The 23,148-nt window shown below is 40.4% G+C and carries 14 protein-coding genes; 2 read left to right on the top strand and 12 right to left on the bottom strand.

From position 1 onward, the window contains the following. Positions 1-93 precede the first annotated feature (93 nt). From CCK98_RS05595 to CCK98_RS05565, 7 genes are all read right to left on the bottom strand, one after another. Positions 94-1,317: an ABC transporter substrate-binding protein gene (locus CCK98_RS05595; RefSeq protein WP_088085670.1), complete on the bottom strand. Its 1,224-nt coding sequence runs from the start codon at positions 1,315-1,317 to the stop codon at positions 94-96. Between the two features lie 118 nt (positions 1,318-1,435). Beyond that, a complete protein-coding gene (locus CCK98_RS05590) occupies positions 1,436-2,461 on the bottom strand; it encodes a LacI family DNA-binding transcriptional regulator (RefSeq protein WP_088085669.1) in 1,026 nt (341 codons plus the stop codon). Between the two features lie 322 nt (positions 2,462-2,783). Beyond that, positions 2,784-4,454, bottom strand: coding sequence for an alpha-glucosidase (locus CCK98_RS05585; protein WP_088085668.1), 1,671 nt, complete (start codon positions 4,452-4,454; stop codon positions 2,784-2,786). Between the two features lie 42 nt (positions 4,455-4,496). Continuing rightward, entirely contained in the window at positions 4,497-5,267 is a 771-nt protein-coding gene (locus CCK98_RS05580) for a sugar phosphate isomerase/epimerase (RefSeq protein ID WP_088085667.1), read from the bottom strand. 2 nt (positions 5,268-5,269) lie between these two features. Continuing rightward, positions 5,270-6,238, bottom strand: coding sequence for a sugar phosphate isomerase/epimerase (locus CCK98_RS05575; RefSeq protein WP_088085666.1), 969 nt, complete (start codon positions 6,236-6,238; stop codon positions 5,270-5,272). Between the two features lie 124 nt (positions 6,239-6,362). Continuing rightward, positions 6,363-7,400, bottom strand: a complete 1,038-nt coding sequence (locus tag CCK98_RS05570; protein ID WP_088085665.1) for a Gfo/Idh/MocA family protein — start codon at positions 7,398-7,400, stop codon at positions 6,363-6,365. Then, the gene (locus CCK98_RS05565; protein ID WP_088085664.1) at positions 7,400-8,128 is read right to left on the bottom strand and encodes a ThuA domain-containing protein; all 729 of its coding nucleotides are present in this window, start codon (positions 8,126-8,128) and stop codon (positions 7,400-7,402) included. The genes CCK98_RS05570 and CCK98_RS05565 overlap by 1 nt, the downstream gene beginning before the upstream one ends. A gap of 455 nt (positions 8,129-8,583) precedes the next feature. Here CCK98_RS05565 and CCK98_RS05560 point away from each other — a divergent pair, with 455 nt between their 5' ends. After that, complete coding sequence (locus tag CCK98_RS05560; protein ID WP_088085663.1) at positions 8,584-9,360, top strand: AraC family transcriptional regulator; 777 nt, start codon at positions 8,584-8,586, stop codon at positions 9,358-9,360. Between the two features lie 125 nt (positions 9,361-9,485). Here CCK98_RS05560 and CCK98_RS05555 read toward each other — a convergent pair whose 3' ends face one another. Together CCK98_RS05555 and CCK98_RS05550 are read right to left on the bottom strand one after the other, a co-directional pair. After that, positions 9,486-10,571, bottom strand: coding sequence for a Gfo/Idh/MocA family protein (locus CCK98_RS05555; protein WP_088085662.1), 1,086 nt, complete (start codon positions 10,569-10,571; stop codon positions 9,486-9,488). Positions 10,572-10,814: 243 nt separating this feature from the next. Beyond that, positions 10,815-11,864: a LacI family DNA-binding transcriptional regulator gene (locus CCK98_RS05550; RefSeq protein WP_088085661.1), complete on the bottom strand. Its 1,050-nt coding sequence runs from the start codon at positions 11,862-11,864 to the stop codon at positions 10,815-10,817. A gap of 391 nt (positions 11,865-12,255) precedes the next feature. Between CCK98_RS05550 and CCK98_RS05545 the strand changes: the two genes are divergently transcribed. Then, positions 12,256-16,686 (top strand): alpha-amylase family glycosyl hydrolase, encoded by a 4,431-nt coding sequence (locus CCK98_RS05545; protein ID WP_088085660.1) that lies wholly within the window; start codon positions 12,256-12,258, stop codon positions 16,684-16,686. Positions 16,687-16,972: 286 nt separating this feature from the next. Here CCK98_RS05545 and CCK98_RS05540 read toward each other — a convergent pair whose 3' ends face one another. The 3 genes from CCK98_RS05540 to CCK98_RS05530 all read right to left on the bottom strand — a co-directional run bounded on the left by CCK98_RS05540 (position 16,973) and on the right by CCK98_RS05530 (position 23,081). After that, a complete protein-coding gene (locus CCK98_RS05540; RefSeq protein ID WP_088085659.1) occupies positions 16,973-18,088 on the bottom strand; it encodes a Gfo/Idh/MocA family protein in 1,116 nt (371 codons plus the stop codon). A 54-nt stretch (positions 18,089-18,142) separates the two neighbouring features. Then, positions 18,143-19,129: a carbohydrate kinase gene (locus CCK98_RS05535; RefSeq protein ID WP_088085658.1), complete on the bottom strand. Its 987-nt coding sequence runs from the start codon at positions 19,127-19,129 to the stop codon at positions 18,143-18,145. Between the two features lie 145 nt (positions 19,130-19,274). Next, positions 19,275-23,081 carry a GH32 C-terminal domain-containing protein gene (locus CCK98_RS05530; protein ID WP_179195722.1) on the bottom strand — a complete coding sequence of 1,269 codons (3,807 nt, stop codon included), beginning with the start codon at positions 23,079-23,081 and terminating at the stop codon, positions 19,275-19,277. Positions 23,082-23,148: the final 67 nt, after the last annotated feature.

Here is a 23,148-nt window from a genome sequence, read left to right as displayed (position 1 = left end):
TTTTTTAACGCCAAATCTTCCTTACTCACTTCTTTCACTCCTTTATAAAGATGGAGAAATTAGGATTCCCCCCATTTCTCCATGATTGAATTATTATTTACGGTTAGCTACCTTTTCCCATTCAGTATCTAGAGTTTTCAAGTATTGATTAACATCTTTTTTCTGTGTTAGTACTTGCAATTGTTTTTCAAGGGCTACAGCAGTTGGTACATAGTGGTCAGGGAAGTCAACAACAGCACCTTTTTCAAAGCTTGCTTTTAATCCTTCTAACTCAGGTGCTTCCTGTACGATACCTGTTTTAGCTGAAAAGGCGTTTTGCTGTGTAAGATATTCTTTCATATTTTCATCACTCAAAAGAAATTCAATAAACTTTTTAGCTTCTTTCGGATGCTCAGTCGTCGCAGATTGAGCAAGTAATAAATCTACACCTGATACAACTTTTGAGTCTCCAATTGGGTAAGGGAATACGCCCACCTCAATGTTTGGATTTGCTTTTTTAATTTCTGGAATCGCCCAAATACCTTGAAGATACATAGCAGACTCACCCTTTGCAAAGGCTACGTTTCCATCATTATACGCTTTACCATTCTGATCTTTATGGCCAAATTCGAGCAGGGTTAATAGCTTTTCAGCTGCTTCCTTGTGCCCTTCTGCAAATTTCGTATCTCCCTTATCTAACTTTTTAAAGAAGTCATCTCCCTGTGTGTTTGCTGCGAGAACATTGTAAGCAGGTAAGGCTGTCCAAGCATCTTTAAAGGTAAAGTAAAATGGAATTTTCCCTGCAGCTTTAGCTTTTTCCGCTGCCGCGATAAATTCTTCCCATGTTGTTGGTACTTCAATGCCTAATTCTTTGAAAATAGTTTTGTTATATATTACTGCATTGGCATTTGCTGCATAGGGAATTCCATATACTTTGTCCTGTTTTGAAATATCCTTTAACATGTCAATATACGCTGGCTGAATGTCATTTAATGCGCTGTCTTTCGAAACATCTTTCAAAGCTCCTGCCTTTGAAATCTCTGCATAGGATACATCCCCGCCCATCCCAATAACATCAGGAAGATCACGTTTGGCTACCCGCGTTTTTAATACGGTTACAGAATCCGGTGGATTGGTAACAATAACATCAATATTGGGGTTTTCTTTTTCAAATTTTTTGGCTAATTCACTAAATGTACCTTTTGCTTCAGATTTGTACTCTAAAAATTCAATTTTCACCTTTCCATTTGAACCACCTGAAGCTTCCTTACTGCCACACCCTGCAAGAACAGAAAGCGCGATCATACCAGTTGCAACTAACGAGATTGATTTTTTCATCGAGAATCCCCCATATTTTGATAGATTTTCATTTTATGAAAACTTTATTTAATGAAAGGATCGGCAGCGATTACAGAATTTGCTGATAATCACTCCCATCTCCCTCCTTGAACCCGTTTTATTGTTTTTTTGCGCTGACACTATCACGTAAAACTAATTCTGTTGGTAGCGTAACCTTCAGTGGTAGGGTTCTCCCCTTTAAACGATCATATAGAAGCTTCACAGCGGTTTTCCCCATTTCATCGCCATGTACTTTCACAGTAGAAAGGCGCGGATTCATATAGGCGGCAGCTTCGATATCATCAAAGCTAAAAACCGAAACTTCTTCGGGAACCTTGACCCCTTCTTCATGCAAGGCACGAAGGACACCCAATGCCATTGGATCACTTCCAACAACAATTGCACTTGGCATCTGCCCACTTTCTACTAATTGCTTCGTTAATAAGTGACCACTGGATGGGCCCCAATCTGCTTCAAATACTTTAGCCGGGTTATAGTAGCCCTTCTCTTTCATTATTTTTTCGAATGCACTTTTCCTTGTATCCTCTTTTTCAAGTGTTATATTACTATTCACACCATAGACCATTCCTCTTCCGCCTAAATAGGCAATATCAGTATGACCAAGACCAATTAAATGCTCCAAAACTTGATGGGTAGCGCCTTCAAAATCTGAAATTACAACATCCACATTCAAATCTTGCGGAAGATAGTCTACTGCAACGATATTATTATTTTCATAGTAAATTTCTTTTAAATCTTTAATATCAACGTCCCCCATAACAATAAGACCATCCAAACCACTTAAGCTCTCTGCTGTTATGTTGCTTTTACCAACCATAAATGTCGAGGCGATATTAAAGGAATATTGATTACAGGTGTTTTCCACTCCCAGCCGTATTGACTGAAAGTACGGGTCAATAGTTTCATCGTTCAACATGATCAGGCCAATATTAAATGTTTCTATTGGTTTATCCGCTTTTCCACTTTTTTTTCTTAATGGTTTATAATTTAGCTCATTGACGATTTCGATGACCCTTTTCCTCGTATCCTCGGATACAGAAAGAGTAGGGTCATTGTTTAGTATTCTAGATACGGTTGCCGTTGAAACACTGGCATGCTCCGCAATATCTCTAATCGTTGCCATATACTCACCTACAACTTTATTTTGTTTAGTTAAGTTAACTAAATTTATATTAATAATATACCATGTTATGCGCTTTCAATCAATTTATATTTTAAAAAAATCAATTTTTTCTAAAAATAATCAATTTTTCTTTAGTTAACGTAACTTAATAATAACCTTATGTTTACTAAAATAGAAAAAAGGTAAAATGACTAGTTCATTTTACCTTTAAAAAATACATAATATTAATTTGTTCTTTGTTTAATTATTTATTCATCATTCATTAAATCCCAATATTTATAGGTCTCTCAAAAATGAGAAAAGGGGCAAATGCCCCCAAGTTTTACTTCAGTATATATACCCTTGTTTCATAAGGTTTTAATGTGAAATTTTTCGGTAATTTCTTACCCACAACTTCATAATTGTTAAGGATAAGGTCAGAAGTGGAATAAGATAAACTACCTGGGACACGAAACCTGGTTGTTTTTTCACTAAAATTATTAATAACAAGTACCTTTTGCTTACCTAAGCTGCGAATATATACAAACAGTTTCGGATGATTCGCAGCTATTAAGCTGTAAGTACCATAAACAAACACGGGATTCTCTTTTCTTAAGCGAATCAATTTTTTATAAAAAGATAAAATCGAGTCAGGATCGTTTAATTGTGACTCTACATTAATCTCCGTAAAATTTGGATTTACACCCAGCCATGTTTGATCGCCATTAGTGAATCCTCCCATGTTAGATGAGTCCCATTGCATCGGCGTCCGAGCATTATCCCGGCCCTTTTCCCAAATAACTTTCATAATTTCTTCATGGGAACGGCCTTTGGCGGTTTCAACATGATAATAGTTAATCATGCCAACATCGTTGTAATCATGAATAGACGGGAATTGGACGTTCGTCATCCCAATTTCCTGACCCTGGTAAATAAATGGAGTCCCTTTCATTAGGAAATATAGCGCTCCTAGCATCTTGGCGCTTTCTTTCCAATACACCCTATCGTTTCCCCAGCTAGAAACCCGTCGTGGCTGGTCATGGTTTTCGATAAATAAGGCATTCCATCCTCTGCCTTCCAATCCTGTCTGCCATTTGGTTAAAACCTTTTTCAACTTACGAACGTCAATAGATCCTTCTACATCCTTATCCCACAGATCTAAAAATTCGAATTGAAATATCATATTAAAATAGCCGTTTTCTTCGCCTACCCATTTATCAGCTTCATTTAGACCGACACCATTAGCTTCCCCAACTGTCATGATGTCATAGTTCTTAATGGTTTTTTGAGAAAATTCTGTGAGAAACTCATCAATTCCATCCACATTCATCATTTTAGGAAAGCAAGGAACGAAATCTAATTCATCTGAATTAGGCATATCAGGGAATCCTGGTTCCTTTTTGATATGGGAAATGGCATCCACACGGAAACCATCTATCCCTTTTTCCAGCCACCAGTTCACCATATCGTATAAAGCATCCCTTACCTCAGGGTTTTCCCAATTCAAATCGGGCTGGCGTGCAGAGAAAATGTGCATGAAATACTGTTCTGTTTCTTTATCATATCTCCAAGCAGGCCCACTGAAAATCGACTCCCAATTGTTCGGCGCTTTTCCATCTTGGCCATCTCCCCAAATGTACCAGTCACGCTTCGGGTTGTCCTTAGAGGAGCGTGACTCAATAAACCAAGGGTGTTCATCGCTCGTATGATTGATGACCAAATCCAGGATTATTTTCATTCCACGCTGATGAACTCCGTCAAGCAACTCATCAAAGTCTGCCATCGTTCCGAATTCTTCCATAATATCCTGGTAATCTGAAATATCATAACCATTGTCGTCATTAGGTGATTTATACATCGGCGACAGCCAAATCACATCAATTCCTAGCTCTTTTAGGTAATCTAATTTAGCTGTTACACCTTTTAAATCACCAATCCCGTCCCCATTGCTGTCCATGAAACTTCGAGGATAGACTTGATAGGCAACACTTTCTTTCCACCACTTTTTGTTCACTTGTGCACCTCAGTTCGATCAACTTTCTATACCACATTTCATTTATTTGTTCACAAGATGGGGCAGCTTCGATTTCAAGTAATTGATGCTGATTTCAATACTTTCAAACGGCGTACGGCGGCTCATATCCTGTTCGACCACCCACCACTCTACACCAGCTTCTTCTCCGGTATTAAGTACTGCTTCAAGATCAACGCCACCTGTTCCAAGTTCGGCAAAAAATTGTTCTTCATCCGTGGTCATGTCTTTTAAATGAATGAGCGGTGTTCTATTTTTATAACGATTGATCCATTCAACCGGTTTTTCACCGGCTTTAGTCAACCAATAGATATCAAGTTCAGCTTTTACCTGGTCTATGCTTGTATCATCAAAAATGGCTTCTAATGCCATTCTTCCATCCGACAAGCGCTCTAGTTCAAAATCATGATTGTGATAACAAAGGATAATACCTTCTTTTCGGCATATTTCACCCGCCTGATTTAATAAAGAAATAAGCGCTTGATAATCCTGTTCGCTTCGACGATCTGGCATCAAGTAAGGGCAGACAATATACTTACTTCCTAATATTTTCATATCCTCAATGACTTGAGACAAATTGGTTTCCAATTGTTCAAGCGGGACGTGGCTTGCTGCAGCGCGAAGGCCAAGCTCATCTAATAACGTTTTAACTTCTTTCGCTGTTAATCCACCATAACCAGCGAATTCCACTCCATCAAAACCAAGCTCTGCTACTTTTTTCAATGTTCCCGCAAAATCTTTTTCACTCTCTTCCCGTAAGGTATACATTTGGACGGCAACTGGTATCTTCTTCATCATTACACCCACCACATTTGGGAAACTGGTTCCTCAATTAAGATCGATTTTAAATTGGTTACTGCCCGATTGAACCCTTCGTTAATAGACATAATTGGATCTTCATGTTCGATGCTTACCACATAATCATAGCCATAGGTTCTTAGTGCGCTCATCATGTCGGACCATTCTTTGAGGCTATGTCCACAGCCAACCGAACGGAAGGACCAAGCCCTCGTTTTCACTTCTCCATATGGCTGCATATCCATTAATCCATACATATTCACGTTTTCCTGATCAATGTATGTGTCTTTCGCATGAAAATGATGAATCGCATTTTCTTTTGCTAAAATTTTAATCGCTGCAACTGGATCAATTCCCTGCCACCATAGGTGACTTGGGTCTAAGTTAGCGCCAATGGCATCACAAGTTTCCTCACGCAGCTTTAAGAGTGTATATGGTGTGTGGACTAAAAAACCTCCATGTAGTTCCAGTCCTATTTTCACGTTGTGCTCCTTAGCAAATTGGCCAACTTCCTTCCAATAAGGAATCAGTTTTTCTTCCCATTGCCACTTTAACACGTCGCCATATTCATTAGGCCAAGGTGTTACAGGCCAATTTGGATATTTCGCTCCTTCATGATCTCCTGCTGTTCCTGAAAAACAGTTAACAACTGGCACTTCGAGAAGCGAAGCAAGTTTAATCGTTTTTAAGAGTGTTTCATGTGAGTTGTTAGCAAATTCTTTTTCAGGAGAAATCGGGTTTCCATGACAGCTGAATGCACTGATTACCAGTCCGCGTTCCTCTACCTTTTGGATATACTCACGTCTAGCCTCTTCACTTTCCAATAACCCATCTAAATCACAGTGGTTGTTTCCAGGATAGCATCCCGTTCCGATTTCAACTGCATGTAGTCCGGCTTCTTTAACTGTATCAAGCATTTCCTCGAATGATTTTTCAGCAAATAATACGGTAAAAACTCCAAGTCTCATAATGAATTCCCCTCTCTATAACTGCTCGCACTTTATACGATTGATCCGTGATAGGTAACTAGTAGACATCAATAGAGAGATGGCGGCCCAGTATGGTCCACCACCCTTTTTATCTACCGCAAAATTATGATAGCTCGCTCACTTTAACAATTTGTTTTGTTTCACTTGATTGAAGGGCTGCTAAAATCACCTCTAGAGATTTTTTTCCTTCTTCACCAGGAACAGGTGTCTCTTGATTATGAATAACTGCATCTACAAAATGGTTAATTACATGTGTAGTACGTTGGCCGCCCGAATCATTCGACTGAATTTTTCCAAGCTGATAATTTACGACTTCACCGTTGGCATATTGAACGACAAGTGAATTAGTTGGATCATCCTCTAACCGTAGAATGGCTTTTTCACCATAAATAATGGTTGAATTATCTTCCTTACTGACATAAGCCCAACTTGCCGCAAGTGTTCCGATAATCCCGCTTTCTGTTTTTAATACACAAACAGCATTGTCATCGACATCAGCAAATTCTTTGGCACTTGTTTCAACGAAAGAACCAACCTCGGTAATTTCTTCACCCAGTACATATCTCAGTAAATCAGTCTTATGGACACCTAAATCGCCCATTGCACCAACGAAGGCTTTTTCTTTTTCAAAAAACCAGCTTTCTTTCCCATCTACACTCCATCCCTCTGGACCGCCATGACCGAAGGCTGTGCGGAAACTATAAATTTTGCCGATTTCCCCGCTTGCAATCAGCTGACGTGCTCTTTGATGGGAAGGGACAAAACGCTGATTATGAGCAATCATTAACTTCTTGCCACTTTCTTTGGCCGCGGCAATCATTGCTTCTGCTTCCTGTTTTGAGGTTGCCATTGGTTTTTCACAAAGAACATGAAGACCTGCATTTAAGGCAGCAATCGAAATTGGGGCATGAAGATAGTTTGGTGTACAAACGCTGACTGCATCAACCGTTCCGCTGCTTAATAACTCTTCATAGTTTGTGTAAGCAGTGACTTCATATTTCTCTGCTATTTCTTTAACTCGGCTTTCATTGATATCACAAACTGCCACTAGCTCCACATTTTGATTCACTTTATATTCAGGTAAATGGCGATGCTGGGCAATACTGCCACATCCGATTACTCCAATTTTTAACTTTTTCATTATTTTTGTCCCCCTTTGATTTGTTCTAGTGGTTTCGCATTTCCATAAATGGGACGTTCCCTTTTGACAGGTGCCGCCCATTTTACCGCATTAATAATTACACGTTGAATTTGTTCGTTATGGTAGGTTGGATATGTTTCGTGGCCCGGTCTGAAATAAAATACTTTCCCATTTCCACGTTTGTATGTACAGCCGCTGCGGAATACCTCGCCGCCTTCAAACCAGCTCGTAAAAATAAGCTCATCCGGCTGAGGGATATCAAAATGCTCCCCATACATTTCTTCTTTTTCTAATTCAATATATTCAGAGATTCCTTCTGTTATCGGATGACTTGGACTCACAACCCAAAGTCGTTCTTTTTCATCTGCTTCCCGCCATTTTAAATCACAACTGGTGCCCATTAATGTTTTAAAGATTTTTGAAAAGTGGCCGGAGTGGAGAACAATCAGCCCCATACCATCTAGTACACGCTGTTGAACTTTTTGAACGACTTCATCTTTCACATCTCCATGTGCTAGATGTCCCCACCAAACTAATACATCAGTAGCAGCTAGCACCTCATCGGTTAAGCCATGTTCCGGCTCATCAAGAGTAGCTGTTCCTGCTGTGATTCCTTCTGCCTGAAGGAATTGGGTGATCGTGCCATGGATCCCAGTTGGATAGATATCTCTAACGACCGGATTTTTTTGTTCATGACGATTTTCATTCCATACCGTTACTTTCAACATGATGAACAACTCCTTATAGTTGAATACTTTACAGTTAATTTTAGAGATTAATAGAATTTATGAAACGGCTTACATTGACAGATAGGGTGGAAAATATTGAACCTAATAATTCTTTGACGTTAAATTAAAAACAATTTAGGTGAGAAAAACCCAGAATAATTAATAGTCCATTTATAATTGGTTTGTGATAGATTCCAAAAGAGCTCAAACTCTATCACAAATATTAACAACAATCTCGCTTATATATCTTTATATCAGCCATTGCAACAACATCAGGCCAACTTAGTTTCAATCGTCGGCAAATTGTCGTACTTAAAACTTGCATCCCCCACTTTCTTGGAACATTACTTATTTGATTACATCTTATATTGTATATCTACAAATAAACATAGATGATATAATTAAAACATCTACTATTTTGCTATTTTTCTATTTTGTTAGAATAGAGGGAGCTTATGACGACGAACATATTTTTTTGCGGCTATTCCTTTCACACAAATGGATATCATTCTCAACATAAATCCGGATACCCTTCGTATCTTTTCAGACTGCAAACAGAAGGTCTCTGCGAAGTAGTCGTGAAGGGGAGAAAAATGGAACTCGCGCAAGGAGACCTACTGCTCATTAAACCTGGGGATCACTATGAACTGCTTGTCAAAGAGGGGCAAAACAGCGGGGATTATCACTTAGTTTGTGAAGGCGCGTGGATGGACGAATGGTGGAGCCGTTCTGAAAAGCCGGATGTTTCCCGAATCGAATTGGATGAAAAGTTGTTGACCTTATGGCGCCAAATCATGATTGAAAAACGCCGTCCATCATCCAGCCAAAACGAAGAGCTCTCCGGCTATTTGCTGCGAGCGCTCTGTTTATCTCTGGAACGGGCTATCAGCGAAACCGGCCGATCCTTCAGTCACCCGTATACGGTGACACGGATGATGCGTTACATTGAGGAGCATGCCACGATCGCCTTTAAAGTGGAGGATGTGGCGAAGCATGCTGGGCTCAGCGTCTCAAGGTCCGTTCATCTATTCAAAAGCAGCGTTGGGAAAACGATGATGGAATACGCGCAGGCAATCCGCTTATCCTCGGCCATTGAGCGGATGAAATACACTACACTGACACTTGAACAGATTGCTGAAGACTGCGGCTTCGGAACCTATCCTTACTTTCATAAGGTATTTAAAAAGAAATACGGCGTTGCTCCTGGTGCGTACAGGCGGATAGAATACTAGATTAAATGTTTTCCTATACATGTAATGTTTTAATAAAATTAGAAAAGCTAGAAATCACTGAGTTTCCCACTTCACATCAGTATTTCTAGCTTTTCTATTATTTGATACAATCCTATTTTATATATCTAAAATAGGATTTTCCCGTCCATTACCCTATCAAAGTCTTTGACGACTTCGTTTGTCTCTGCTGATTTAAAAATCGTTTCCATCAATTGTAAAACACGCAAAACTTCCTCATTTTTGATGATTGGTTCTGCTTTTCCTTCAACTACAGAAATCACATTGTCATAAAAGCTTTCCATCGTCTTATCTACTTTCGGTAAATCCGATGTACAGACAGCTTTTTCAGACGGAGGTGCCATCGTTTTCGTCAACCCTTGCCCGGCTTTAATCGGTTTCGGGGCTTCTACCTCCACTCCCCGATTTTGCGTCACGATTTTACCGTTAATATCCCAATCATGGATGACTGCCGTTCCTGTTGTTCCTTTTGCGTACCACCGCGGCAGTTGAATGAAGTTTGTTGTTCCCACTTCCACTAAAGAGGTGATGCCGTTCTCAAACGTGATAAACACTTGAAAACCATCGTCTACTTCGTTCCCTAAAATATAACTTAAATTGGCATAAACACTCGTAATCTTACTGTCGATCATAAATAGCAGTTGATCTAGTAAATGGACACCCCAGTCCAGCAGCATCCCCCCGCCATAAGCCTTCTGATGGCGCCAGTCTCCCGGAATCCCGTTTGCTCCTTGTACCCGTGATTCAATATGAAAGACATCTCCGATAATCAGTTCATCGTATACTTTTTTTATCGTTAGAAAGTCTTCATCCCATCTGCGGTTTTGGTGCACAATAAACGCTCTGTCATTCATTTTTGCAGCCTGCATAATTTCGATTAACTCTTCACTGTATATAGTGACCGGCTTTTCACAAATTACATGCTTTTTGGCGTTTAAGGCTGCGACTGCGATTTCTTTATGCACATCGTTAGGAGTGGCGATAAGAACAAAATCAACAGAATCGTCGGTTAAAACAGCAGTTAAACTTTCATATACCTTGTATCCATCAGCCAAGGAAGCGGCTCTTCTTTCCTCCAGAATATCATAGGTTCCAACGACATTTATGTTTTGGTTTTCTTTGAGCAGCTTTCCATGATAGCTTCCCATACCACCGTAACCAACTATAACTAAATGATAGTTTCTATTCGTCATTTTTATATCTCCTTTTTTTGCCATCATTTTCTCTATAGGTTTTCTTTAATTCTCTCTTCTGCTTGTTCAAAACATTACTTATTTGATTACATCTTATATCTTGGATATGCAAATAAACATAGATAATATAATTGAAATATCTATTATTTTGCTATTTTTCATTCTTCCTTCAAAGTTCAATTAACGTGTTATATGACCTTTCGCCCATTTTTCGCAAGAATAAAGAAAAGCACTCGGTGCAAATCACATCGAATGCTTCGAATCGCTTATAGGAATTTGGTGACTGCATGATTGACGTTCAACCAAATGATGAGGAATGATAATCCGCTTGGTTGGTTCTGTCCGATCTTCGATTAGTTGAATCAAACTCCTCGATGCTTGATATCCAAGCTCAAAAATATGAATATCCACTGAAGTTAAGGGTGGTTTGGACATTTCTGCTAAGAGGACGTTATTAAAACTAACCACTGAGATTTCTTTCGGAACCCTGATTCCCAGCTCATCTAATGTACTAAGTACACCTAGTGCCATTAAGTCATCAACTACTACGAGTGAAGTTGGGCGTTGCTCAAGTGCCATTAACTCACTCACCGCCTCTTGACCGCCTTCCCTTAGGAATTCCTCATGAAGGATATATTCATTTTTTATAGGAATGTTTGCCTTTTTTAAAGCCTGCCTATACCCATTCAAACGGTCAACCGTAACCATTAGTTCTGGGTTCCCTCCAATAAAAGCAATTTTCCGATGGCCATGGTCTATTAAGTATTCAGTAGCTTCGCTCATGGCACGAACATTATCATTATCAACATGTGTGATTTCTTCTGCATCTTTAGAAGGTTTTCCAATAACAACAAAAGGAAAATCCCTTTTTCTTAAGTACGAAATGACTTTATCCTCCACCTTGGAGTTAAGAAGAATCATGCCATCTACTCTTTTCCCTTGTACCATATTAATAACTGCTTCAAGTGTTTCCTTTTCTAATTTCCCTGTTGTCATTTGCAAAGCATATTTTTTTTCACGGGCCCCCTCACTTATTCCCTGTAAAATAGAAGGGAAAAACGGATTCTGAAAAACGACATCTCCAGAACTCGGCATGACAAGCCCTATTGTTTGGGTTGATTGACTGGCAAGACTTCTGGCATTTTGGTTAGGATGATACCCTAGCTGTTCCATTGCTTTTTTAACTTTTCGTTTCGTTGCTTCACTAATTCGTGAATTATTGGCAATTACTCTTGAAACAGTTGATGGCGCGACATCTGCAAGCTTTGCCACATCCTTGATGGTAACAGCCATTTCTTCTCCCCTCTCATTCGAAGTTAATTGATTCTACTACTAATTTTAATATAATAGAAACGGTCATTTTTGCATATTCCATCGTCTTTACAGCACTTACATTAACGAAATCGGTTGCACAATCCACCCTTTATTATAAAGTGTTTACAACTAGTTATACAGCTAAAAAATAATGACTTCCCGATTTTGGTAATGATGTATCAGAAAATTTAGATTTTTTTCTGGTTTTCTATTGAATTGTGCTGAGAAAAAGATATAATAAATTTTGAAAGTGATTGCGCAAACGTTTGCACACTAATACAGTCCTCTAAGTATCTTACATACGGCATTTTTGTGCAACTACATGCAAACGCTTTCCTAGATTAATAGAGTTAGGGAAAGGAGATTTTTCATGAAGAGAAATCAGAGATCACTTCTGTCGCTTGTTACCGTAGTTGGACTAATTCTTCAGTTATTTTCTGGACTTGTGACAAGTCAAACAGCCAAAGCGGCAGAAACAACACCAAAGCAGGTTGTACTTGTTGGCAGTCTGCAGGCAGTATTAGGAAATTCAGGAGATTGGGATCCATCTTCTGTTAAAACGCAAATGGATTACCAAGGAAATGGTTTGTATAGCCTTACTGGCACACTGCCGTCAGGGACATATGAATACAAAATCGCCATTGGAGGAGGCTGGTCCGAAAATTACGGAGACGGCGGCGCGCCTGGTGGAAACAACATTAAACTAACTCTGACCGAACAAAAAGAAGTCACCTTCTATTACAATGACAATACCCATGCCATTGCTGATAGTACCCATTACACACTTTTAAATGAGGACAAAAAGCCCCGCTTAGTAGGAACCATTCAACCTGCCATTCACGCAGGGACTGCATGGAGTCCGGCAGACTCAACAGCATTAATGGAGGACACCCATTTTGATAACGTCTATTCCTTTACTGCAAAGGTACCTAGAGGCAGCTACGAATACAAGATTGTATTGGGCAAGGACTGGACGGAATCCTATCCTGGTTCAAATGAGAAGCTGAATGTACTCTCTGATACGACAATCACATTTTTCTATAACAACCAAACAAAAGAAGTTTATTCAGATTATAAACCTATTGGATCTGATGGCATGATAGATAAGAATGCTCTTTATCATGATTCATGGGACCAAGTATACCGAACGCCGTTTGGGGCAGTTCCAGCAGGGAAACCTGTCACCTTCCGAGTATCGGCTAAAAAGGGGGACCTGACCAGAGCCAGTCTGTATGTGAAAAACTATAATACAGGCACAACAAAGGTTCTTTCAATGAAGAATACAGGCTGGTCAGACACAAAAGACAAAGGTGCCATTGAGTTCTGGGAAACCACCTTTACACCGTCTGACAAAGGAGTTCACGGCTATAAATTCATTGCCGGGGATCAGGATACAACAGTGGAATACGGAGAAGACACACAGGAAGGGCATACCGGTAAAGCGGAGGATAAAAATGCAGGACTCTTCCAATTGACCGTTTTCGACCCGGGCTATCAAACACCGGATTGGATGAAGGAAGCTGTTGTTTATCAAATATATCCGGACCGTTTTTATAACGGCAACAAAGCAAATGACCATGTAAAGGATCAGATTGGAGCCCGAGGCAGCCAGCCAATAGAACATCCCGACTCCTGGTCATCCTTGCCGGATAATCCATATGAACAAGGCACTGGCTCCTACACAGGGGACGGAGAATTTACAAACGACTTCTTTGGCGGCGACATTGCTGGTATTAAGGCGAAGCTTGATTACCTTCAATCACTTGGCGTCAATACCCTATATTTAAACCCAATTGCACTTGCACCGTCCAACCATAAATATGATGCAGCAGACTATAAACAGGTGGATCCGATGTTTGGCTCGGAAAAAGAATTCGAGGATTTCGCCAAGGAATTGTCTAAACGGAACATGCACCTGATTTTGGACGGGGTATTTAATCATGTGGCTGATGATTCCATCTATTTTGACCGCTATCACAAATATAAAACAGTGGGTGCTTATGAATACTGGTCTCGTATTTACGATTTAATGAATAACGAAAAATTGTCTGAAACTGCTGCTAAGGATAAGGCCAAACAGCAACTCCTGGCTGAAGGACAAACCTTTAGCCCATACGGCTTTGAAAACTGGTTCCATATTGAAAATGTTAAAGTTCCAAATGAAAAAGTCAACGGTGTTTCGACGGGTGAGCATTATAAGTATGAAGGCTGGTGGGGATACGACAGTCTTCCTGTATTCGAATCCGTTAACGGCACAAAGGTTGACCATCCAAGTGAACTTAACAACACAGCATTGGCAAATTATATTTTTTATGACAAGGACTCAGTAGGAAAAACTTGGATTAATCGAGGTTCATCTGGCTGGCGCCTGGATGTAGCTAATGAAGTGGACAGTTCCTTCTGGCAGGAATTCCGCAAGCAAATGAAGTCCAAGACTATGATAGGAGCCGGAAAAACACTTCAAAAAGAAGAAGAGCCACTTATTCTAGGTGAAATTTGGGATGATGCATCCAAGTACTTCTTAGGGGATCAATATGACTCAGTCATGAACTATCGTTTCCGCGGAGCCATTTTGGATTACTTAAAGAACGGTAATGCCGCTAATGCACAAAACACCCTTCTCGCTATACAGGAGGACTATCCAAAGGAAGCTTTTTATGCCCTCATGAACCTGATGGGATCCCATGATACAGCTCGGGCAATCTTCCTGTTAGGCAATGGAACGGATACGTATTTCAGAGCGGAACAAGATCCGAACTACAAATACGATGAAGGTGTGAAGCGATTGAAGCTGGCTTCTATCCTGCAAATGGGTTACCCTGGCGCACCAACCATTTATTACGGAGATGAAGCGGGTCAAACAGGATCCAAAGACCCAGATGACCGACGCACATATCCGTGGGGGAACGAAAACAAAGACCTCATTGCACACTATCAAAAGATTGGTCAAATCCGCAAGGAAAATGCTGACCTATTCGCTCATGGCGATCTGCACCATTTATACGCAAAGGGTGATGTGTTAGCCTATGTCCGGACAACAGAAACAAAATCTGGCCTTGTCATTATTAACAGAGGGAAAACCACACAAACGGTTGATATCGATACAAAAGTGCTGCTCGCGAATGGTCTTCGTTTTGTGGACCAATTGGACCCTAAATATCTGACTACAACGAAGGATGGCAAGCTGTCATTAACAGTTCCAGCAGAGTCCGGAAGAATGTTAATAACGGTTAATGATGTTAAACAACCACAGCCTGTTAAAGAAGTTACCGGCACAGCTGGTTCTAAGGGGGTTACTTTACGCTGGACAGGAACAGGTACAGGTACAAAATACAATGTCTATCAATCTACAGTTTCAGGTGGATTATGGACAAAAGTGAAGGAAACTACAGGTACATCTGTGAACATTTCCGATTCAAATAATGGTCGTACCTACTATTTTACTGTGACGGCCTTGAATGAAAGTGGTAATGAATCTGTACCTGCTGCCTCATCCGGCCTTGTGCCTCATTACGATGCTGAAAAGGCTAGTATTAAGGACCTGACTACTTTAGACAACGGGGAACTGAATCTGGCACAGACCTCCAATGTTAAAGCAGCTTTTTACCTGCCAGGTGCGACAGAAACTGGTGCAGCAGAAGGAATCACGGCCGATCTCCAAGTAAGAATGAAAGGCCAAACCGCTTGGACATCTTACCAAGCCTTGTATAATGGCCAGGCTCAGGGAGACCAGGCAAATGAGTTTCAGGGAAGCTTTACAGCGTATGAGGCGGGCAAATATGAATACCGAATGGCCTTTACGCCGGATTTAGGGAATACATGGGTTTACTCAATTACTGGTGAAGTGACCTTTTCAAACAGCACGTCTGATACTACCCCGCCTGCTAATGATGTTACTTTGGACACTCCGATTAAGGAATCCGGTCAGGTCAACTTGAACTGGAAACTCACGCAGCCGGATCAGCCATTTAAAACGGTCATTTACCGTGACGGCCAAATTCTTTCAACATTGGACGGCAGCGCCGCCACCTTCCGTGATTATCAGGTGGCAAATGGAACTGCCTACCAATATCAAGTGCGTGTCTATGACCGGGCTGGAAACCATGTAGAATCCAACAAGGTAAGTGTAACCCCTGAAATTGTTATGGTACAAGTAACCTTTAAGGTTCATGCACCGGATTATACACCTTTAGCAGCGCAGGTCAATATACCAGGCAGCTTGAATGGTTGGAATACTAGTGCCTGGACTATGAGCCGTAATGGAGCTGTGACGCCTGATTGGGAATACACAGTGGAGCTTGAAGAAGGAACTGAGCTTACGTATAAATATACGAGGGACAATACTTGGGATCATGAAGGGTTAGCAGATCATACGCCATCCGATCATTCGGATGACGATATCAGTAACTACGGCTATGGTGCCGCAGGAACCGATATGAAAATTGTGGTCACCAACCAAGGGAACAACAAAATGGTTGTACAGGATACCATTCTGCGCTGGATTGATATGCCGCTGGCAGTCAGCCCAATCGATGTCAATGGATCAACTATGACTATAAAGGGGAATGCAATTAAGGGAGCTGACCTCACTATCAATGGGGAAAAAGTGACAGTCGGAAATGATATGAATTTTACTCAATCCTTTACCCTTCAAGCAGGTCAGACACAAGTACCTGTTCACATTGAACCAAATGATACAACCAAGTCCAACATCTTTAAAGGGGACGGCGGTTCCATCAACAAGAATACAAAGAATTATGTAATCGATGTCATTACAAAAACGATTAGCGAGACCAAATAAGTTGAAATTGAAAAGGTTTGCCGGGATCATGGCAGACCTTTTTTCCAATTATATTTTTCTAAATACATTTCAAACAAAACCGAAAATATTGAAGTATTTTGGCTGCAGTCTTTTTGAAAATACCGAGTGTAAGTATACACTTCACATACTAGAGGTTTGAATTGACGGCTCATTTTGGTAAAAATATAATCAATCATCTTTTGAAATTATGGGTCTATTCCTAAATTTAGACTTTGAAAGGACGCATTCTTCTATAGAACGCTCCGGTGTTAAGATTGGTTCAAAACTAATGCAGTGATTCCATCTCTTCAAGAACAGTATCTTCATAAGCATGTTTTTTTCCATTAAGTATGTCTTGAACTTTAACCGGCTGGCCGATATCAGCAGATTCAAGTGCAGCAAATACAACTCCTAATGCTTCCAGGCCTCTTTCCGCACTCGAAATAGGTGTCTTCTTTTCAGCAATTGCTTCCCATAATTCCACATAGGAATGGGCAAATGGATTTTTAACAATATTCGGGGCAAAACGTTCAATCAGTTCCGGCATCAGAATTTTTTGCCCATCTTGAAGAGTGACATGCTGCCCAGGGCGAAGGCATCCTTTACTTCCATAAATCCACACACCACCGGTCCCTTCACCATGTGCCGATGTTGCACACATCCAATGCCCGAGTCCGCCATTTGTAAACTTGAAGACCGTAACGGCCGTATCTTCTCCGGTAGGTTTGATCGTCACATTCCCATTACTTAATTCTTTTTCAAAAATTTCCGTATAGGCAAAAACCTCATCAATCGAACCATTGATTTCAGTAAAAGAGTGAGTTCTATGAACACCATGATCATTGATCCAGCCCGCTCCAGCTTGACCTTTCATATGCCGCCAAGGTGTACCGGCGAAAAATCCGCGATGCAATGTAACAGTTGCATAATCGATAATGAAAGATACACGACCGATCAGACCTTCTTTTACTGCCTTCGCAATCGCAACATTTTCTGCCCCTAGTACACTTGGTTCAGATAGTGTTAATACTCGATTATACTTCTTAGCATCAGCGATCATTTTTCGGCCAAAGGAAGGAGAAATCGAAAGCGGCTTTTGCATTTGCACATGAACCCCAGCTGCAAAGCAATCTTCCGCTACTGTATGATGCAAATCATGATTAATTAAGACAGATACTGCATCTAATTGTCTTTTCTCTAACAACAAACGATAATCCGTAAATACTGCAGGACGTTTACCTAATCGTTTTTCCACCTCTGAAGCAAGATTTTCTGCTCTTTCCTGTTCGATATCACAAACCGCTGTCAATTCAAATGTTTCTAGCCCTTTTCTCTTTAACTCTTCTAGGCCTACAACATGTGCAATGGCAATAACACCACACCCGATAAAACCTAGTTTCATAGAATTCACTCCCCTTTTAATGATTTATAAATTTTTCATAGACATCGGACGAATTTAATAACTATTTATCAACTTATCCTTAAAACCGATTACTTCCTCATGGGTCGGTATGGCAGAAATGGCGCCTACTTTCGTACAAACCATTGCTCCCACTTTATTACTAAAGAAAATGATTTGTTTCAGTTGTTCGAAGTCTTTTAAAACTCTCTTTGGTTCTGTTGCTCTAGCCAACTGGTAAAGTGTTGCGCCTACGAATGCATCACCCGCACCGGTAGAATCGATAGAATCTACTTTTATACTTGGAACCATCTCCATATTTTGCCCATTAGAAATCATCGTTCCTTCTTTTCCTAAAGTAACCGCAACGACCGATGCTCCAAGTTGATGTAGAACTTCGATTCCATCACTTAAATCGCTCATGCCAGAGATAATTTTTAATTCCTCATCGCTTACTTTTACAAAATCAGCGATAGCGATTCCCTTTTGCGCTAACTCTACAAATTGGTCGCTTCTCCCTTTCCAAAGGTCAATTCGATAGTTAGGGTCAAATGAGATAAATTTACCTTCGTCCTTTGCTTCCTGCATGACATGTAAATAAGTCGATTGAAAGGGATCATTTAATAAAGCGGTCGCTGAACCAAAGTGTAGAATACTCGATTCTATTATTTTTTCTTTATCAAGCTCGTCTTCAGTTAAAAAAGCATCTGCCCCGCGATTAAATACGAAGTCTCTTTCTCCATTTGCTTTCAATGAAACAAAAGCTAGAGTTGTAGGATGCTCATTATCTAGTACAAGCATAGAGGTATCGACATTCACTTCTTCTAATATATTTTTTAAAAAATGACCAAACGGATCATTTCCCACTTTTCCACTGAATAGAGCACTTCCCCCTAATTTCACAATCGCAGCACAAACATTAGCAGGAGCTCCCCCTGCCTGTTTTTCAAATTTTTGACCTTCGACTAAATCAATATCCACATCTGTACAGAAAAAATCGATTAATAATTCTCCAATACAAATGACTGTTGAATTGTTTTTCATTTTAGCTCAACCGTCCTTTCAAATTGTTTCGTTTAAAAATCATATTCCTGCAAAAGCAAAGCTCTAACCTTTGATTAGAGCTCTGCCGAAAAATAAAATTACTTATCACTGGAAGTTAACGATAATTTGCGTTTTTTTTACTTCTTTATTTTATATCAGACGAAAGTGTCCACTGCTGACGCTCTAGATTCAGATTCAAATCATTAAGTGTCAAAATTCCCTCTCCCGATATTTCGAGTGCCTTGCCATTATGAACAGAAGTGATTCTTGCAGTTCCATTATCATTTTTGGTAATTATCCAGCGCTGATTATTATAGCCAAGATAGTTGTACAGCTGAATTTTATTTTGCCCTGTATCCAGATCTATAGCTTTGCCGGCCTCTGTACGTATGGAATAAGAACCATAATCATCACCTGTCGGAATCAAAGTCCAGTTTATAGCGTTGTCTGCATCAGCTACGGTCACAGGCTCACCGTTTTGAGAATTAGCAGTATAAATCGCTTTGCCTGTTGCCATATTCGTAAAACTTGTTACGGTTAAGTTTGATTCTGACATATTGCTGACATTGACATTCTGATAGTAAGCTTGACCTCCAAAGACATTTAAACCAAAATGGCCTTCAGCAAAGGTTCCATCCTGTAAATCCATGATTTTTTGACCATCCACATAAATCTGAATGTGAGGACCCTTTGCTTCGATTTCCACCTTATATGTCTTTCCTGGTTGAATAAAGGCAGGCACTTTCGCAATGACCATACGGTCCACGAATAGACCGTCAATCTTGTAAAAAAGGCGAAAAGCCTTCATGGTCGGATCAAGATTGAAGTAATAGCCGCTTCTACCGTCTTCACTTGCCCGGAACAGAATGGAACCTGCTCCTCCCGATTGTCCCAGTATCATATCTGCTTCATAAGTAAAGTCTCCTGCCGTTTCCTTGGCCATATAGTTTGCATCACTTGTATACGTACCACGGATTCCATTTTCTGTGATGGTCCATTGGGAGGCAGAAAGATCTGCTTTCCATCCAGTGAGATTAGTATAGATTTCACCATCATACACTCTAACAACTACACTTGCTGAAGCCTTTCCATTTGCTGCAGAAGCTGTAATAATTGCTTCTCCTTTGCTTCCTGCTTTAAGTACTGCATTGGAGTTAGTGAAGGTGTCAACCCTCACTACATTCGAATCACTAGATGTCCATTTAATTGGCTGAGTTCCCTTTCCCTTTCGGTTCTCCGCGGAAGCAAGCAACGTTAGAGCATCGCCAATATTCATCTCTCTTTGATTTGTATCCATTACAATTCTTGTATCCTCATCTGCATTTTGATTCCAAGTATTTGCTAGCGAATGTACCTTTAATGATACAACATTTACATCTCCCCCCTTGGTGTAGAAGTTCATACTGCGACTTGAAGGATCCGGGAAAATAACATCAGAAAAAACAACTTTCCCATCATTAGCAAATACTTCAATGGACGAATCGTCTACAAATATATTCATTTTGATACGTTTATTATCCGGTTTTAAAGAAGCTTCATGTAAAGTGGAAAAAAGGCTGGAGAAATCCTTCTCTCCTGACTCAGCACGATCTACAAATATTTGATTATCTGCTGTTTTGTAGCCCACGACTGTTTTTTGGTCAGCCCCTTCACGAACATGAAAACCAAATTCGGTTAATTTGCTGGTAGAAGGAATTTCAATCTCCGCTTCTATTTCAAATGCTCCTGAAGAGATTCCCTTCAACAAGTTGGAAGCATTAGTCGGATTGACTACCTTGTTCTGTGTCTGGAAAATGGTACTGCGAATCGACTGTAGTTCCTTAATAGGAGCTTGTGCAAGTCTTATCCCTTCATCTGTTTTCACCAATCTTAATTCTCTCGGAATAGTCAGTTCTCCCTTCCAGCCCATAGTTGGAAAAGCGAATGCATAATCCCAGTTGGTCATCCATGCCATTATCACACGGCGGTTATCCGGCATATTGGCGAAGGACATAGATGCGTAGAACTCCTTCCCGTAATCCGTTTTCAGTACTTTACCTGCTGTATTGTCATTGACGAATTTACCATCAGCTGTCAAATACCCTACAAAATACTCCGCATCGGATCCCTGCGTCTTTGGATTTGCACCTGTACTAATCATCAAAACCCATTTTTTCTCTTCCGTACCGTCTACCTGAAGTTCGAAGAGATCGGGGCATTCCCATACACCGCCACGAACATAATTTCCATAACCAAAATTATCAGTAAGCTTCCAATCAATTAGGTTAGTAGAAGTAAAGAAGCGAATGTGATCTCCTCCAGATACAACCATGACCCATCGATTGTTTGCCTCATCTCGGACAACTTTAGGATCACGGAAGTCCCAGCCGCCTGGATCTTCTCCATTCTTGCCCGGATTCTCAATGACAATTGGGTGCTCCGTTGAATATTCCCAAGTACGTCCCTGATCAGTACTGTAGGCAAGTCCAATCCGCTGATTACCATTTGTTCCATCCGGATTAAAGGAAGTGTAGTAGGCAATAAGCCCTTTACCACCAGAATTGGTGAATAAACCGGAAGCATTTTTTAGATCTGCTACAGCTGAACCAGACCAAACATGCCCGTAATCATTCCATGGCAAAGCAATAGGGAGACGGTTCCAATTCACCATATCCTTACTTACTGCATGAGCCCAAGTCCCCCCATCTTGGTGAAATAAATGATACTCGCCTTCAAAGTAGACGAGCCCATTCGGATCACTTACAGAGCCTCGAGCTGGAGTATAATGATAATCTGGTCGATATTTTTCTTTGTAATAGCTGGATGTTGGAACAAGATAAATATCCTGGAAATAAGCAGAACCTGATGTTACAGAAAATCCGGAAAATCCAGTACTGTAATTCATATCCGCCACTTTTACAGCTGCCTCAGAATATCCATCAACATAAAGTTCGATTTGATTGCCGTTTGTTATAATTTCAAGATGGTGTTTGGCACCTTTTTCGGTTAAATAGGTGCGGTCAGATGTTTTGAGCACAGTACCGTCCGCCTTCTCCAAATGTGCTTTGACAGTACTTCCTTCTTTGATAAGCACGGCCTGGTAACCAGTTGTTCCTTGTTCATTGGTACGAAATGAAAGTGCTGCTTCCGATGGATCTTGATCAAAAGAAATATTTCCTTCAAGCACAAAGTTGCTTGCACTCTTATTGTAGATTTCCTTGGCTTTCACACCATCAACAGCAATTCCCTTCAGACCTTTGATTGCTGGTTCCCAGCTTCCTTCCTTATATAGGGATCGGCCTAGATTTGTAGAAAGTTCGCTAACTTTTACATTTTGAAACAACGCTGCTCCATCCCATACATTAAGGCCAAGAAAACCCTTATGATATGTAGCATTATGGACATCAATAATAGGAGCATACTGATTCCCCCAATAAACTTTGATATGATCTCCAACCACCTTCACCTTCAGATGATAGATTCCTCCCTCTTGCAGGTTAACTTGGAATTCCTCTTTTAATTTCTTCTCGTCACGAGCATCACGAAGACGAATGATTCCCGCATTTGGAACGATTTGCAGCATGTAAGAGTCCCAGCCATCTTCATTAGAACGGAATACTAGGGTGGCGTCCGCATTCATGTCTATTATTTTTACATCCGCTTCATAAATAAAATCTTCAGAATTAACACTTGATATAGCCATTACATTCTCTTTAGGTTCTGAAGTAAGCAAAAGTCCCTGTTCAGTGTCTTCTAACGTGCCTTTCCCTTTAATTTGCCAGTCTGTCAGATTAGTAATTGCTTTGGATACACTTTCAATAATTGTCGCACCCTCCCGCGTTTCTTTACTTCCCGTTTCATTCGATTCGGTTGCCCAGCCTGTTGTAGGATCAACAAGAATCGTTCCCATGGAGGCAGCGATAAGTACGATGGACAAAAATACTGAAGTCCATTTTATCAAAGTTGGTTTCATCCTTTGCCCTCTCTTCCAAAAACAAGGCTCTAACCCAATTTATTCGATTAGAGCTTTGCCTAATAAA

It is taken from the genome of Bacillus sp. OV166, from assembly GCF_900177675.1.
GTDB lineage: Bacteria > Bacillota > Bacilli > Bacillales > Cytobacillaceae > Neobacillus.
Note: the sequence above shows the minus strand (reverse complement) of the source record. Positions and strands in the feature narration are given on the sequence as shown.